This is a genomic window from Neoroseomonas alkaliterrae, assembly GCF_014199195.1.
GTDB classification, from domain to species: Bacteria; Pseudomonadota; Alphaproteobacteria; order Acetobacterales; family Acetobacteraceae; genus Neoroseomonas; species Neoroseomonas alkaliterrae.
In genome coordinates, this window is sequence record NZ_JACIJE010000008.1 from 205,893 (window position 1) to 219,389 (window position 13,497).

Here is a 13,497-nt window from a genome sequence, read left to right on the forward strand (position 1 = left end):
TCACGGCCGCCAGGCGCGGTGATAGGGGTGGTTCGCCCGGATCGCCTGCGCGCGGTAGAGCTGCTCGGCCAGCATCCCGCGCACCAGGAAATGCGGCCAGGTCATGGCCCCGAGCGAGATCCGGTGCTCGGCCCGCGCCGTCACCGCCGGGTCGAGCCCCTCCGCCCCGCCGATCAGGAAGCACAGCGGCCGCCCCGCCTCCTCCCAGCGGCCGAGCAGCGCGGCGAAGCGCAGGCTGTCCGGCGCCTCGCCCCCGAGGTCGAGGGCGATGGCGAGGGCATCGGCCGGCAGGGCGGCGAGCAGCGCGGCCCCTTCCCGCCGGCGGATCTCGGCCGGCGCGCCGCGGGCCTCGGGGATCTCCGTCACCTCGGGCGGGGGGCGCAGCCGCGCGGCGTAATGCGCGTAGAGCGCGGCCTCCGGTCCCGCCTTCATCCGCCCGACGGCGAGGATCCTAGCCGGGCGTGGCGTTGGACGCCCCCGGGCTCTCGGGGCCCCACATGCGCTCGATGCGGTAGAGCTCGCGCGCCTCGGGGCGGAACAGGTGGATCACGAGGTCGCCCGCGTCGATCAGCACCCAGTCCGGCGAGGCCTGGATCGCATCCCGCCGCAGCGGCAGGCCGGCCTTGCCGAGCGCCTCGTCGAGATGCTGGGCCATGGCCTGCAACTGGCGCTCGACCTTGCCGGTGGCGACGATCAGCCGGTCCGCGTAGTCGGCCCGGCCGGTGACGTCGAGCAGCACGATGTCCTCGGCCTTGTCGTCCTCGAGGCTCTTCATCGCGGCGGCGACGAGCAGTTCCAGGCGATCGGGCGCGAGCTTCTCGCGCTTGCGGCTGCGGGCCGGGCGCGGCGCGGCGGGCGGCTTCGCCGCGCGGGCCCTCGCCACAGGCGCGGTGGCGGTGGCCCGCTTCGGCGCGGCCGCGGCCCGGGCACCCTCCCTGGGCGCCGCCTTCGGCGCGGCCTTGGCGCGCGCGGCCGGCCTGGCGGCGGCCTTGGCCTTCGCGGCCGGCGCGGCCTTCGGCTTCGTCGCCGCCTTGGGCCGGGCGGCGGCCTTCGGCTTGGGCGCGGGCTTCGGCTTGGGCGCGGCCTTGGCGCGCGCGGCCGGGCGCGCCGGGGCGGCCTCCTCCACCGCGGCGGCCTTCGGCGCGCGGGCGGGCCTGGCGGGCGCGCTCGCGCGCGCGGTGGTGCCGGGCTTCGCGGCGCTCTTCGTCGTGGTCTTCGGCGTGCGGGCTATGGCCCCCTCCTCTGCCCCGGTGTGCCCCCGGCCCGGGCCGCGCGGATGGCGGTGGCCGAGGCGGCGTGCTCCCGCGCCGGAACCAAGCACCAAGGCGCGTGGCACGCAAAGGATTCGATGCGCATCGCCCCCGGGGCGCGGCGATGCCGCCGCAGGACGGAGGCCGCCCGGCCCGCGAGCGCCCGCCGCGTCCAGCCCGGCCGCGGCAGCACCGCGAGCGCGGTGCCGCGCGCGATCTCCCGCCAGCGCCGCCAGCGCGGGAGCTGGACGAGGTTGTCCGCGCCCACCACCAGCACGAAGCGCGCGCGCGGGAAGCGCCGGCGCAGCAGCCGCAGCGTGTCGGCGGTGTAGCGCGTGCCGAGGGCGCGCTCGATGTCGGTGGCGATGATGCGCCGCCCCCGCGCGATCGCCCGCGCCGAGGCCAGGCGCTCGGCCAGCGGCGCCATGCCGCGAGTGGGCTTGAGCGGATTGCCGGGCGAGACCATCAGCCAAACCTCGTCGAGCCGCAGCGCCGCAGCCGCCCGCCGCGCGACATGCAGGTGCCCCTGATGCGCCGGGTTGAAGGAGCCGCCGAGCAGCCCGACCCGCCGCCGCCGCCCATCCCCGAAGCGGCCGGGCCTCACCGCGTGCGGACGCTCACGCTCACCGGCCGGTCCATCAGGCCCTCGTAGCGGACGGTGTAGGTGCGCCCGGCCTCGGTGGGCAGGGCGGGCGAGAAGCCGCCGAGCGAGACGTAGTCCCCCGCGCGCAGGCGCAGGCCGCGCTTCGCCAGGTCCTCCACCAGCCAGGGGATCACGTCGAGCGGATGGCCGAGCAGCGCGGTGCCCGGCGCGCGGGCGAGCTCGCGCTGGTCGTTCGCGAGCACCACCCTCATGGCGGCGAGCCGCTGCGCGAAGGCCTCGGTCGCCTCGGGCGCGATCGGCTCGCCGAGCACGCCGAGCCGCGCCCCGACATTGATGGCGAGCAGGTTCGGCCCGTCCATCCCGCCCGAGAGCACGAGGTCGGGCATCTCGATGAAGGGGATCACCTGGTCGAGATGGCGCAGGATCGCCACCCGGTCGCGCCCGGCCGTGTTGATGCCCTCGTCGCGCACGCGCACCATCAGGTCGGCCTCGACGGTCGGCACGGCGCCGAAGCGCGCCGGCACCTCGGCCCCGTCGCGCAGCGCGATGGTGGCCTCGAAGATCGTGCCGGTGACCGGGTGGTTCACGCCGAAGCGCTGCTGCGCGGCGGGATTGGTCAGCCCGACCTTGTAGCCGACCGGCCGGCCGAGGCTGCGCGCGAGCAGCGGCACGAGCCTGTCCTGCGCGCATTGCCCGTCGGCGAGCGTCGCCATGCCGGCGAGCGGCGGGGAGGGGCGGTTGGCGAGCATCGCCTCGGCCAGCCGCGCGACGGCGGCCTCCTCCGGGCAGGCGGCCCGCGCCGCGACGGGCATCAGCAGGGCAGCGGCGAGCAGCAGGTGGCGCATGGTGTCGTTCCTCCGCGGGCGGGATGCTACGCCCGCCGGGCCGCGCCGGGGAACCGGGCGGATCAGCGGAAGGCGACGGAGACCGCGCCCAGCCCCTCGACATCGAGGCGCCAGGTCTCGCCGGGCCGGGGCGGGACCGGCACCGGCGGGCCGAGCAGCGCGACATGCTCGCCCGGGCGCAGCGGCCGCCCTTCGGCGGCGAGGTCGCGCGCCAGCCCAGCGAGCAGCGCGGCCGGCGGCGCGGTGAAGCCGAGCCCGGCGGCCATCGCGCCGCCCCCGGCCTGCAGCATCGCGCGCGGGAGGGCGCCGGGCGCGGGCAGCGGGGCGGACGCCCCCACCACCCCGAGCCGGAGGCCGAGATTCCCCGCCACCCGCGCCGCCACCCCCTCTCCCGGCGTGGCGGCGAGGTCGAGCAGCGCGAGATAGGGGCTCGCCGCCTCCACCCCGCCATCGGGGCCGAGGCGCAGCAGCAGCCCCGGCGCGAGGGCCGGGCGCGCGCCGTAGCGCGCCGCGAGCGTGGCGCCGGAGGATTCGCGGAGATTGGCGAAGAACAGCGCCCCGCGCAGCGGCGGCGCGACATCGGCCGCGAGCGCATGGCCGGAGACATCGCCCCAGGGCTGGGCCAGCATCGCCACCAGCCTCTCCTGCGCGCAGCGCGCATCGGCGGGCCCGAGGCCGGGGAAGGGGGCGGGTTCGCGCCGTTCGAGCAGGTCGAGCGCGAAGCGCGCCACGGCCGGCATCTCGGGGCAGGCGGCGGCCGCCGGCGCGGCGAGCGCGGCAAGCGCCAGCGCGGCCGCCGCGCGCCTCACGGCCGCGTCTGCCCCGTGCCGATGACGTGGTAGCGGTAGGTGCAGAGCTGCTCGAGCCCGACCGGCCCGCGGGTGTGCAGCCGCCCGGTGGCGATGCCGATCTCGGCGCCGAAGCCGAACTCGCCCCCGTCGCAGAACTGCGTCGAGGCGTTCCACATCCCCACCGCGGAATCGAGCCCGTCGAGGAAGGCGCGCGCGGCGGCCTCGTCCTGCGTGACGATCGCCTCGGTGTGCTCGGAGCCGTAGCGGCGGATATGGGCGAGCGCCTCCTCCACCCCATCCACCACCTTCACCGACAGCACGGCGTCGAGCCATTCCGTCGCGAAATCCTGCTCGGTGGCGGGGGGCAGGTCCGGCACGATGGCGCGCGCGCGCGCCTCGGCGCGGAAGTCGCAGCCGAGGCCGCGCAGGTCGGCGATCAGCACCGGCAGCAGCGAAGGGGCGATGGCGGCGTCGATCAGCAGCGTCTCGGTCGCGCCGCAGATGCCGGTGCGGCGCATCTTCGCGTTGGCGAGGATGCTCCGCGCCATGGCCGGGTCGGCCGCCGCGTGGATGTAGGTGTGGCAGAGCCCCTCGGCATGGGCGAGGACGGGCACGCGCGCCTCCTCCATCACCCGCGTCACCAGGCCCTTGCCGCCGCGCGGGATGATGAGGTCGATCAGCCCCGCCGCGCGCAGCATGGCGCCGACGAAGGCGCGATCGGCGGTCGGCGCGACCTGGATCGCGGCCTCGGGCAGCCCGGCCGCGCGCAGCCCTTCGAGCAGGCAGGCATGGATGGCGGCGGCCGAGCGCGTGCTCTCGGAGCCGCCGCGCAGGATCACCGCATTGCCCGATTTCAGGCAGAGCGCGGCGGCATCGGCGGTCACGTTCGGCCGGCTCTCGAAGATCATGCCGATCACGCCGATCGGCTGCGCGACGCGGCGGATGAGCAGACCGTTCGGGCGCGTCCATTCCGCGAGCACGCGGCCGACCGGATCGGGCAGGTCCGCGACCTCCTCGAGCCCGCGCGCCATCGCTTCGAGCCGCGCGGGCGTGAGGGTGAGGCGGTCGCGGAAGGCGGGCGTCAGCCCGGCCGCGGCCTCGAGATCGGCGGCATTGGCGGCGAGGATCTCCGCCTGCCGCGCCCGCAGGGCGGCGGCGGCGGCGCGCAGCGCGGCATCCTTGGCCGGCCGCGGGGCGCGCGCGATCCTCCAGGCGGCCTCGCGCGCGGCGCGGGCGGCGGTGTCGAGAAGGCGGGCGGCATCCTGCGTGACGGCGTTCATGGCCGAGGCTTAACGCGCCGGATGCCGGGAAGGGAAGGGCGGGTGCGGGCAGGTGCCGGGCCCGCCCCGCCACCCATGCCCGGCAGGCAAGGGATCAACCTTCGCCCGCCGGATGCCGGCATGGGGTTTCGCGCGACGCCGCCCCGCCAGCCCGGCGCGCCGGTCTTACCCCTCGATGCGGATGCCACTTTCGCGGATGATCGGTTCCCACTTGGCGCGCTCGGCGGCCCAGGCGCGGGCCATCTCCTCCTGCGTGCAGGGCATGGCCTCGAGCCCGGCGCGGTTCAGCGCCTCGATCACGCCCGGGTCCCTGAGCGCCGTGACGGCGGCGTGGTTGAGCCGCGCGATCACCGGCTGCGGCGTGCCCGCCGGCGCAACGAGGCCGTACCACGAGGGCACGTCGTAGCCGGGCAGGCCGCTTTCGGCGACGGTCGGGATGTCAGGCAGCAGGCGCGAGCGCTGGGCCGTCGGCACCGCCAGGGCGCGCACGCGGCCTTCCTGGACCTGCGGCAGCACCGAGGGCGCGGTCGGGAAGCCGTAGTCGAGCCGCCCGGCCACGAGGTCGGTCACCACCAGCCCGCCGCCGCGGTAGGAGACGCCGATGGTGTCGATCCCCGCCATCTTCGCGAAGAGCAGGCCAGCGAGTTGCGGCGCGCTGCCGATTCCGCTGTGGCCCCAGGAGAGCTGGCCCGGCCGTGCCTTCGCCGCGGCGATCACATCGGCCGCGCTGCGCCAGGGGCGGTCGGAGGGGCAGACCAGGATGTTGAACAGTTCCACCGCGATCGAGATGGGCACGAGGTCGCGCGCCGGCTCGATCGGCAGGCGCATGATCATCGGGCTGATGACCAGCGCGCCGAGGGTGGCGAGCAGGATGGTGTGGCCGTCGGCCGGGCTGCGCGCCACGATCTCGGAGGCGAGGTTGCTGCCCGCGCCGGGGCGGTTCTCCACGACCACCGGCTGGCCGAGCACCTCGCTCATCTTCGGCGCCATGGCGCGGGCGGAGATGTCGGTCGCCCCGCCGGGCACGAAGCCGACGACGAGGCGGATGGGCCGGCTCGGGAAGCCATCCTGCGCGAGCGCCGGCATGGCGAGCGGCAGCGTCGCGGCGGCGAGCAGCGCGCGGCGGTTGATGGCGGTCTTTCCTTCCCTGGATCGCGGCATGGTTTCGGCTCCCTGGCGCACTGGTTCCGCCCCTTCCGGGGCGCGCGGCGCGACCCTCGCATGGCCGGGACCACGCCGCATAGATGGGATGCCGCGAGACTAGAGCAGCACGAGGTCGTCGCGATGGATGATCTCGTCCCGCCCGCGCCAGCCGAGGAGGGATTCCAGCTCCTCGCTGCGATGGCCGGCGATCAGGCGCGCGGCCTCGGAATCATAGGCCGAGAGGCCGCGGGCAAGTTCCCGCCCCGCCTCGTCGCGCACGCTGAGCGGGTCGCCGCGCGCGAAATCGCCCTGCACGCTGCGCACGCCCGCCGGCAGCAGGGAGGAGCCGCGCCTGAGCGCGCGCGCCGCCCCCGCATCCACCACGAGCACGCCGAGCGGGGCGAGGCTGCCCGCGATCCAGCGCTTGCGCGCGGTGCGCCCCTCCGGCGCGGGAAGGAACCAGGTGCAGCGCGCGCCCGCCTCGATGGCGGCGAGCGGATTGTCCCGCTTGCCGAGCGCGATCGCCATGGCCGAGCCCGCGCCGGTGGCGATGCGCGCGGCGATCAGCTTGGTGCGCATCCCGCCCGAGGAATAGCCGGGCGGCGGCTCGCCCCCCATGGCCATGATCTCCTCCGTGATGCGCTCGACCACCGGGATGTGCGCCGCTGAAGGATCCTTGCGTGGGTCGGCGGTGTAGAGGCCGTCTATGTCCGAGAGCAGCACCAGCGCGTCGGCGCCGATCATCTCGGCCACGCGCGCGGCGAGGCGGTCGTTGTCGCCGAAGCGGATCTCGGCGGTGGCGACGGTGTCGTTCTCGTTGATGACCGGCACGCAGCCGAGGGAGAGCAGCGTGCTGATGGTGGCGCGCGCATTGAGGTAGCGGCGGCGGTCCTCGGAATCCTCGAGGGTGAGCAGCAGCTGGGCGGCGTTCAGCCCGTGCGTCGCGAGCGCCTCCTGCCAGGCGCCGGCCAGGCGGATCTGGCCGACCGCGGCGGCGGCCTGCTTCTCCTCGAGCCGCAGCGTCCGCCGCGTCAGGCCGAGGGCGCGCCGGGCGAGCGCGATGGCGCCGGAGGAGACGATGACCACCTCCGCGGCGCGCGCGCGCAGCGCGGCGACATCGGCCGCGACCGAGGCGAGCCAGGCGGCCCGCGGCGCGGCCGTCGCCTCGTCCACCACCAGGGCGGAGCCGATCTTGACGACGAGACGCTTGGCATTGCCGAGGGACGGCGAAAGGCTGGCGGACATGGCGCGCGGCTGTAGCATGGGCCCCGAGCGGCCAGAAGCGGGCGCGCCATGCATCGGGCGCGGCCGGGCCGCGCCGGCGAGGCAGGCCGCAGAGGCGCCGCGCAACCAGGGACGACACGCCATGGCCGACCTCGTCATCATCGCCTATCCCGATCTGCAGACCGCCGAGGCGGCGCGGGCCAGGCTGATCGCGCTGCAGAAGGAATACCTGATCGAGCTGGGCGATGCGGTCGTCGCCGAACGCCTCGCCGACGGCACGGTGAAGCTGCACCAGCTCATCAACACCACCGCGGCCGGCGCGGCCGGCGGGGCGCTGTGGGGGACGCTGATCGGGCTGTTGTTCCTCAACCCGCTGCTCGGTGCGGCGGCGGGGGCGGGCGCCGGCGCCTTGTCCGGCTACCTCACGGATGTCGGCATCGACGACAAGTTCCTCAAAGGCACGGCCGAGGCGCTCGCGCCCGGGCAGGCCGCGCTCTGCGTGCTGGTGCGCAAGGTGACGGCGGACAAGGTGCTGCCCGCCATGGCGCAGTTCGGCGGCACCGTGCTGCGCACCAGCCTCACCGAGGCGCAGGAAGCGCGGCTCAGGGACGCGCTGAAGGCGGGGTGAGCGCGGGGCCTGCCGCGCGATCCAGGCGGGCCTGCCGGATGGTCTCGGCGAGCGCGCGCAGCACCTCGGCAACGCCCTCGCCGGTTGCGCCGCTGATCACGTGCACGGGCCGGCCGCAGGCGCGTTCGAGCGCCTTGCGGCGGCTCGCGAGTGCCTGGGGTGTCATGGCGTCGGCCTTGTTCAGCGCGACGATCTCGGGTTTGTCCGAAAGGCCCGCGCCGTAGCCGGCGAGTTCGGCGCGGATGGTGCGCCACGCGCGCGCCGGGTCGGGCTGCGTGCCGTCGATCAGGTGCAGCAGCACCGCGCAGCGCTCGACATGGCCGAGGAAGCGGTCGCCGAGCCCCGCCCCTTCGTGCGCGCCCTCGATCAGGCCGGGGATGTCGGCGAGGATGAACTCCTCGGTCGCGTTCAGCCGCACGACGCCGAGCTGCGGATGCAGCGTGGTGAAGGGATAGTCTGCGATCTTCGGCCTGGCGGCCGAGACGGCGGCGAGGAAGGTGGACTTGCCGGCATTGGGCAGGCCGATCAGCCCGGCATCGGCGATGAGCTTCAGGCGCAGCCAGATCCAGCGTTCCTCGCCGGGCCAGCCCTTGTCGGCGCGGCGCGGGGCGCGGTTGGTGCTGGTCTTGTAGTGGGCGTTGCCGTAGCCGCCGTCGCCGCCCTTCGCGATCACCACGCGCTTGCCCGGCGCGTCGAGGTCGGCGAGCAGCGTCTGCTTGTCCTCGGCGAGGATCTGCGTGCCGACGGGCACCTTGAGCACCACGTCGGGGCTGGCCGCGCCGGTGCGGTCCGAGCCCGCGCCGTTGCCGCCCTTGCGGGCCTTGAAATGCTGCGCGTAGCGGTAGTCGATGAGGGTGTTCAGACCCTCGACCGCCTCGACCACGACATCGCCGCCCTTGCCGCCATTGCCGCCGTCCGGGCCGCCGAACTCGATGTACTTCTCGCGCCGGAAGGCGACGACGCCGTCGCCACCGTCGCCGGCCTTCACATAGACCTTGGCCTCGTCGAGGAACTTCATGGTCGGGGGGCCTGAAACGCGAACGGGGGCCTCGCGGCCCCCGCTGGCACGACGGCGCGGCGCGCGCCGCTACTCGGCGGCCTGCGCCGCGGGCTCGACCGTGACGTGCACGCGGCCCTCGGCCTTGCGGACGAACTTCACGCGGCCGGTCACGGCGGCATGCAGGGAGTGCTGGCGGCCGGCATAGACATTCGCGCCCGGGATCATCTTCGTGCCGCGCTGGGTCACGATAATCGAGCCGGCATTGACCTCCTGCCCGCCGAAGAGCTTCACGCCGAGGCGCTTGCCGGCGGAGTCGCGGCCGTTGCGGGACGAGCCGCCTGCCTTCTTGTGAGCCATGGTCGGGTGCTCCTCGGGTTACGCGGCGTTGATGGCGGCGATCTTCAGCACCGTCTGGTGCTGGCGATGGCCGTTCTTGCGCCGGCTGTTCTGGCGGCGGCGCTTCTTGAAGATGATGACCTTGTCGCCGCGGGTCTGCTCGACGACGGTCGCGGTTACGGAGGCGCCGGGCACGGTGGGGGCGCCGACCGACAGGCCGGCCTCGCCGCCCACGAGCAGCACATCGTGGAAGGTGACGGTCGAGCCGGGCTCGGCCTCGAGCTTCTCGACGGTGAGCACGGCGTCGGGCGTGACGCGGTACTGCTTGCCGCCGGTGCGGATCACTGCATAGGTCATGGGTCGCCCCGGGAACTCTTCCTGAATTGCGGCGGATCCTTGGGCGTCCGGCCCAAAAACGACCGCCGGCGGCACCAGGGCGCCGCCGTGAGAGCGGGGCGTATAGCGCCGCGGGCGGCGGGGCGTCAACGGGCGATGCGTGGGCGTGCGCCTTGCCGGGCACGCGAGGCGTTGCACGGCGGGCGAGGGGCCGTTATACGGCCGCCCTCCCCTCGACCGGGGCGCGTGCCGGGTGACCGGCACGGATGGAGAGGTGCCGGAGCGGTCGAACGGGTCGGTCTCGAAAACCGAAGTACGGGCAACTGTACCGTGGGTTCGAATCCCACCCTCTCCGCCAGTTCGCATACGAGCCGCGCTCTCCGCCCCATCAACCGTCGCGCTGAGTGGCAGGTTTCCCGGGGTTTTCGGCGCAGACCTGTTGACTGGCCTGACGCGCAGACGGCCGAAAATCGCTCTCCGGAGGCCAATTCTCTCCGGACCTCCTGACTTAGCCGATTTAGTACGGAGCTCAAAAACCCAGGTAGATGGCCGGTTTCAGCGCGGCTGTCACTCGCCCCGGTTCGAACCCCGCTTGCCGGAAATTCCGTACTTCGAGAGTGAACACTTCGGTACGGGGCGCGTGCCTACCGTCAGGTCGAACATAGGCCGAGACAGCCCTCAACGGCCCCAGACGTGGCGCGCACGTTCAAACAAGCTCTCGGCGCGATCAAGAATTGCGGCTTCATCCCAGGCGTCCAATTCAACAACAGACTGATTGATCGGCAAAAGCGAGTGATTCTTCATCGCGATCTTCTTATCTTCCCACCTGCTGTTTCCCTGCGCCGAGTTCAGTGCCGAGCTGAGTATCGTCAGGTTTCCGAGCGTATGGATGGCCAGGTGCCGCTTCCGGGTCGCGATCGCCCTTACGTCGTCGCTCGGCGCGGCGGAAAGCTCGCTGAACGTGAGGCCCCTGGTCCCGTCCGGCAGGGGCCAATTCGTGATCCAGTCGCGCGGCATGATGTGCTCGATCGTAGGAGGCTGAGAGAACGCGAGCGCTTCGGCCTTCGACGACATGAAGGTCTGGTTCAGGCGACTGTAAAGGTGAACGAGCTTCGGGCTGTTGAGCGGCCCATACAGAGGCTTCTGCAGCCATGCTTCCCGGAAAGTCGCATCATCGGGCCAGACGCCTGATTCCCCGGTCTGCCCCAGCAGGACGCTCCTCAACCCATCAATGCTGAAGCCCTCTCGCCGAAGGTTCCGAGTCAGGGACAGAAAGATCCTGTTGTAGTTCTTCGTATCCAAACCGCACACGGCCCGCCGAAAGAGGTACGACTCCAGAATATCCGAGACCTGCTTCCACGCCTCTGCATCGAGATCCAAGTCCATCAAGGCCAGTAGAAATGGATAGGCGGTGCGTATGTCGAAGGTCTCCAGGAAACTGCACAGGCCGAAAACGGCATCGCCCTTTGCCGGCTGAATGATCCGCCTGAATGCTGCGCCCTGTCGGGACAGCGCGGCCAACTCCGCGCTTACGCTGGCAAACGGCTTCTTCGTCTCCACCCAGTGCCGGTACTCTACGTATAAGTGCTTGATTGGGATGTCCTGTCCCTGCTGACTGGCGAGGAAGTGCTGCATGAACAAGTCGCTCCGCGGCCTGTTTAAGCGGCCTTGCTTCACCAATCCGCGCCAGAAATTGTCGTCGAAAGCCGCCCAGTGCTGCTTGTAGACCGCCTCGACATCCAGCCTCTCGCGACCGGCGCGAAGGAAGATGTAATTCCTCAGGAGATCAGCCGGCAGCAGAGGCTCGCCGCGCGCGTTCAACGTCTCGAAGATGACCTGGGGGTCGTCGTCCTTCTGCAGGTCGATCACCACGACCATCAGCCCGCTTCGCAGGGTCTGAAAGCATTCGTCGACGCGGGCCGAGAGCGGGAAGGTACCGGCAAGCGGCAACTCGCCGTCCTCGCCGAGGAAGAACGCAGCCAATTGATTGAAGAAGAAAAGATAAGCCTCGACCATCCGCGGCCGCGGATCGGGCTTGCGCGCATAAGGGCGCCGGACCAAGGGATGGCGCCGCTCAAGCTCGTCCCGTGAGCCGGCGCTGATGACGTCGGTGAACTGCGCGCGGTCAGCCTGTGTCGGCCAGACCTTGAAGCGATCGACCTGAGGGTCGGCCATCATGCCGGTGTTGAATAGGAACTTGTCGCATTCGGCGGCCAGCGCATCGCACCCTTGGCTGCGGCAGAAATCGCGATAGGCGGAGAGGAAGATCTGCAGCGTAGTGAGGCGCTGCTGCCCGTCGATCACCTGGCGGACAACGACGTGGCCGGTAGGCGTCTGCTTCTGGTCAAGCACCATCGCACCAAGGAAGTGCAGCGGCGCGTCCTTGCGACCTTCGAGCGCCTCGGTGAATTTGCGCTGGATGTCCTCCCATAGCGGGAGCCACTGCTGGTCCTCATTCCAGACGTATTGGCGCTGGAACAGCGGCACTTCCAGGCGCTGCTTCGCGTCGAAGATCGCCAGCAGGGATGATTTCTGGACGTCCATCACTGCCCCCCCAGGAGTGCTTGCCCTCTCACTTCTTGCAGGCCTCAACCAGAGCTTCGACGGCCGCGAGTGCGGCTTGGACATCCGCCTTGACGATGGGCTGCGTCGGGTTGTGAGAAAGCGGGTTGAGAATGAGCTTCTTGTATTTCTTCAACCCCTGGAAGGCCGCCTTACGATCGGTGTTTCCCGTCGCGTGAGCTTCGCCCTTTCGTAGCAGGTCCTCCAGCTTGATCTTTTGAGGTTCATCCGTATAGCCGAACTGGAGGTTGTGCTTGCGGCAGTAACGTCGAAGGGTCAGTTCACAAGCCGTGCGCGCATAGTTCGCCGCGGCCGCGGGATGATTGTCATCGAGGAAGCGGCCGGCCTGCTTGAGTGTCGCGGCAACCAAGTCGTCCTGGCTCTCCCAGATCACTGGGCGCAACAGGCCATCACCATCCACCTTCTCGTAAATCTCAATAGCCTTCCAGGGCTCGTCAGTCAGCTGCTCGCGCGCGAGTTCGAACCAGAAGCGGTCATGCGTGAGCAGGATGATCTGCCAGCCCTTGAAAAGGTCGGCGATCACTTCGAGGACCGGACGCCGGTGCGAGTAGTCGAGGCTGATAAGCAGATCGTCGAGTACAAGCAGCTTCAGCGCCTTATCGTTTGTTGGAACACAGGTAAGACGGCCGGCGAGGTAGGTCGCGATCGCCAATGCTGAGAGGCGCGCCTCGTTCAGGAAGTTTGGCGGCGCGGGAAGGGCGTGGCCGCGGAAGGCAAGGTTGGCCGTCAGGGTCTGATTGCGGAGTTCGCGCGCGCCGGTGTCATAGGTCACCCCGTAGAATGTGAAGCCAACCAGCTCGAGAGCATCCGTCTGAAACACGTCAAGCAATCTGCGCAGCAAACCCTTGGCATGCGTTTCGAGGGCATTCAGCGCCTGCTTCATGCCCGCGTTGAACTGGTCGCAGGCGGCACCGACCTTCTCCGCGAAGTCCTTGGGGCGGCGTCCTCCGCGCGGATCCTGGATGCGACGTTGCATCGCCTTATCCACTTCGCTCCACAGCTCGCCAACTGTGCGCCGAAGCCCGCCAGCGATAGTTGCTTCGAAGTCCGCGAGCAGCTTCGTCACCGCGACGTCGAACAGATTGGGGGGCTCATTCGGTGAGCTGCCGCGGCTCATCTCAAGCAGCCGCGTGTGGCTCAGGAAGGCGGATTTCCGGGCCGTCTCGACGACCTCGGACGAGGGATGGCCCGCGGACGTCCATGGAAATGCTTTGCCGTCCGTGAGCGTGACGGTGACCGACGGGTTCGGCGGCGCGCTAAAGACGTTGCCCATCGGCGCGATCTCCGGAGCCGGCACGGAGAACAGGCCGCGCAGGGCGCGGTAGATCGTGGACTTGCCCGACCCGTTCTCCCCCCAGGCGAGCAGGTTTCTGCCCTCTAGCGTGATGGCGGCCGGCGCCACGGCTGGGAAGGCGCGAAAGTCGGAGATGCGAATCTCGGCGATCCTCGCCGCGGGCAATATGGCCGATTGGGACAT

14 protein-coding genes and 1 tRNA gene are annotated in these 13,497 nt (G+C 71.4%); 2 read left to right on the top strand and 13 right to left on the bottom strand.

What is annotated here, in order from left to right; translation table 11 throughout:
• From FHS88_RS14945 to proB, 8 genes are all read right to left on the bottom strand, one after another.
• Positions 1-450 (bottom strand): 23S rRNA (pseudouridine(1915)-N(3))-methyltransferase RlmH, encoded by a 450-nt coding sequence (locus FHS88_RS14945; protein ID WP_338146596.1) that lies wholly within the window; start codon positions 448-450, stop codon positions 1-3.
• A gap of 1 nt (position 451) precedes the next feature.
• A complete protein-coding gene (gene rsfS, locus FHS88_RS21235) occupies positions 452-1,126 on the bottom strand; it encodes a ribosome silencing factor (protein ID WP_338146592.1) in 675 nt (224 codons plus the stop codon).
• A 101-nt stretch (positions 1,127-1,227) separates the two neighbouring features.
• Positions 1,228-1,854, bottom strand: a complete 627-nt coding sequence (locus FHS88_RS20875; RefSeq protein WP_338146593.1) for a nicotinate-nucleotide adenylyltransferase — start codon at positions 1,852-1,854, stop codon at positions 1,228-1,230.
• Positions 1,851-2,699, bottom strand: coding sequence for a 2-keto-4-pentenoate hydratase (locus tag FHS88_RS20880; protein WP_246419988.1), 849 nt, complete (start codon positions 2,697-2,699; stop codon positions 1,851-1,853). The genes FHS88_RS20875 and FHS88_RS20880 overlap by 4 nt, the downstream gene beginning before the upstream one ends.
• 62 nt (positions 2,700-2,761) lie before the next feature.
• Positions 2,762-3,508 carry a hypothetical protein gene (locus tag FHS88_RS14960; RefSeq protein WP_184486219.1) on the bottom strand — a complete coding sequence of 249 codons (747 nt, stop codon included), beginning with the start codon at positions 3,506-3,508 and terminating at the stop codon, positions 2,762-2,764.
• Positions 3,505-4,770, bottom strand: a complete 1,266-nt coding sequence (locus tag FHS88_RS14965) for a glutamate-5-semialdehyde dehydrogenase (RefSeq protein WP_184486221.1) — start codon at positions 4,768-4,770, stop codon at positions 3,505-3,507. Before FHS88_RS14965 ends, FHS88_RS14960 begins: the two co-directional genes overlap by 4 nt.
• Before the next feature lie 165 nt (positions 4,771-4,935).
• Entirely contained in the window at positions 4,936-5,931 is a 996-nt protein-coding gene (locus tag FHS88_RS14970) for a Bug family tripartite tricarboxylate transporter substrate binding protein (protein ID WP_184486223.1), read from the bottom strand.
• 99 nt (positions 5,932-6,030) lie between these two features.
• Complete coding sequence (proB, locus tag FHS88_RS14975; protein ID WP_184486225.1) at positions 6,031-7,158, bottom strand: glutamate 5-kinase; 1,128 nt, start codon at positions 7,156-7,158, stop codon at positions 6,031-6,033.
• A 121-nt stretch (positions 7,159-7,279) separates the two neighbouring features.
• Here proB and FHS88_RS14980 point away from each other — a divergent pair, with 121 nt between their 5' ends.
• Positions 7,280-7,765, top strand: coding sequence for a DUF1269 domain-containing protein (locus FHS88_RS14980; protein ID WP_184486227.1), 486 nt, complete (start codon positions 7,280-7,282; stop codon positions 7,763-7,765).
• Here FHS88_RS14980 and obgE read toward each other — a convergent pair.
• From obgE to rplU, 3 genes are all read right to left on the bottom strand, one after another.
• Complete coding sequence (gene obgE, locus FHS88_RS14985; RefSeq protein ID WP_184486229.1) at positions 7,740-8,783, bottom strand: GTPase ObgE; 1,044 nt, start codon at positions 8,781-8,783, stop codon at positions 7,740-7,742. The two genes, FHS88_RS14980 and obgE, sit on opposite strands and share 26 nt — an antisense overlap.
• A 69-nt stretch (positions 8,784-8,852) precedes the next feature.
• Positions 8,853-9,122, bottom strand: a complete 270-nt coding sequence (rpmA, locus tag FHS88_RS14990; RefSeq protein WP_184486231.1) for a 50S ribosomal protein L27 — start codon at positions 9,120-9,122, stop codon at positions 8,853-8,855.
• Between the two features lie 18 nt (positions 9,123-9,140).
• Complete coding sequence (gene rplU / locus FHS88_RS14995) at positions 9,141-9,458, bottom strand: 50S ribosomal protein L21 (protein WP_184486233.1); 318 nt, start codon at positions 9,456-9,458, stop codon at positions 9,141-9,143.
• Between the two features lie 247 nt (positions 9,459-9,705).
• Here rplU and FHS88_RS15000 point away from each other — a divergent pair.
• Positions 9,706-9,795: transfer RNA gene (locus FHS88_RS15000), tRNA-Ser, on the top strand.
• Positions 9,796-10,115: 320 nt separating this feature from the next.
• Here the strand turns inward: FHS88_RS15000 and FHS88_RS15005 are convergent.
• On the bottom strand, positions 10,116-11,981 hold the full coding sequence (locus tag FHS88_RS15005) for a DUF262 domain-containing protein (protein ID WP_184486235.1): 1,866 nt from the start codon (positions 11,979-11,981) through the stop codon (positions 10,116-10,118).
• Positions 11,982-12,009: 28 nt separating this feature from the next.
• Complete coding sequence (locus FHS88_RS15010) at positions 12,010-13,497, bottom strand: energy-coupling factor ABC transporter ATP-binding protein (RefSeq protein ID WP_184486237.1); 1,488 nt, start codon at positions 13,495-13,497, stop codon at positions 12,010-12,012.

Excerpts from the sequence above, each read along its gene's own strand:
- FHS88_RS20880 (WP_246419988.1), bottom strand. The coding sequence starts at position 2,699 with ATGCGCCACCTGCTGCTCGCCGCTGCCCTGCTGATGCCCGTCGCGGCG.
- FHS88_RS14965 (WP_184486221.1), bottom strand. The coding sequence starts at position 4,770 with ATGAACGCCGTCACGCAGGATGCCGCCCGCCTTCTCGACACCGCCGCC.
- FHS88_RS14970 (WP_184486223.1), bottom strand. The coding sequence starts at position 5,931 with ATGCCGCGATCCAGGGAAGGAAAGACCGCCATCAACCGCCGCGCGCTG.
- proB (WP_184486225.1), bottom strand. The coding sequence starts at position 7,158 with ATGTCCGCCAGCCTTTCGCCGTCCCTCGGCAATGCCAAGCGTCTCGTC.
- FHS88_RS14980 (WP_184486227.1), top strand. The coding sequence starts at position 7,280 with ATGGCCGACCTCGTCATCATCGCCTATCCCGATCTGCAGACCGCCGAG.
- obgE (WP_184486229.1), bottom strand. The coding sequence starts at position 8,783 with ATGAAGTTCCTCGACGAGGCCAAGGTCTATGTGAAGGCCGGCGACGGT.
- rpmA (WP_184486231.1), bottom strand. The coding sequence starts at position 9,122 with ATGGCTCACAAGAAGGCAGGCGGCTCGTCCCGCAACGGCCGCGACTCC.
- rplU (WP_184486233.1), bottom strand. The coding sequence starts at position 9,458 with ATGACCTATGCAGTGATCCGCACCGGCGGCAAGCAGTACCGCGTCACG.
- FHS88_RS15005 (WP_184486235.1), bottom strand. The coding sequence starts at position 11,981 with ATGGACGTCCAGAAATCATCCCTGCTGGCGATCTTCGACGCGAAGCAG.
- FHS88_RS15010 (WP_184486237.1), bottom strand. The coding sequence starts at position 13,497 with ATGTCCCAATCGGCCATATTGCCCGCGGCGAGGATCGCCGAGATTCGC.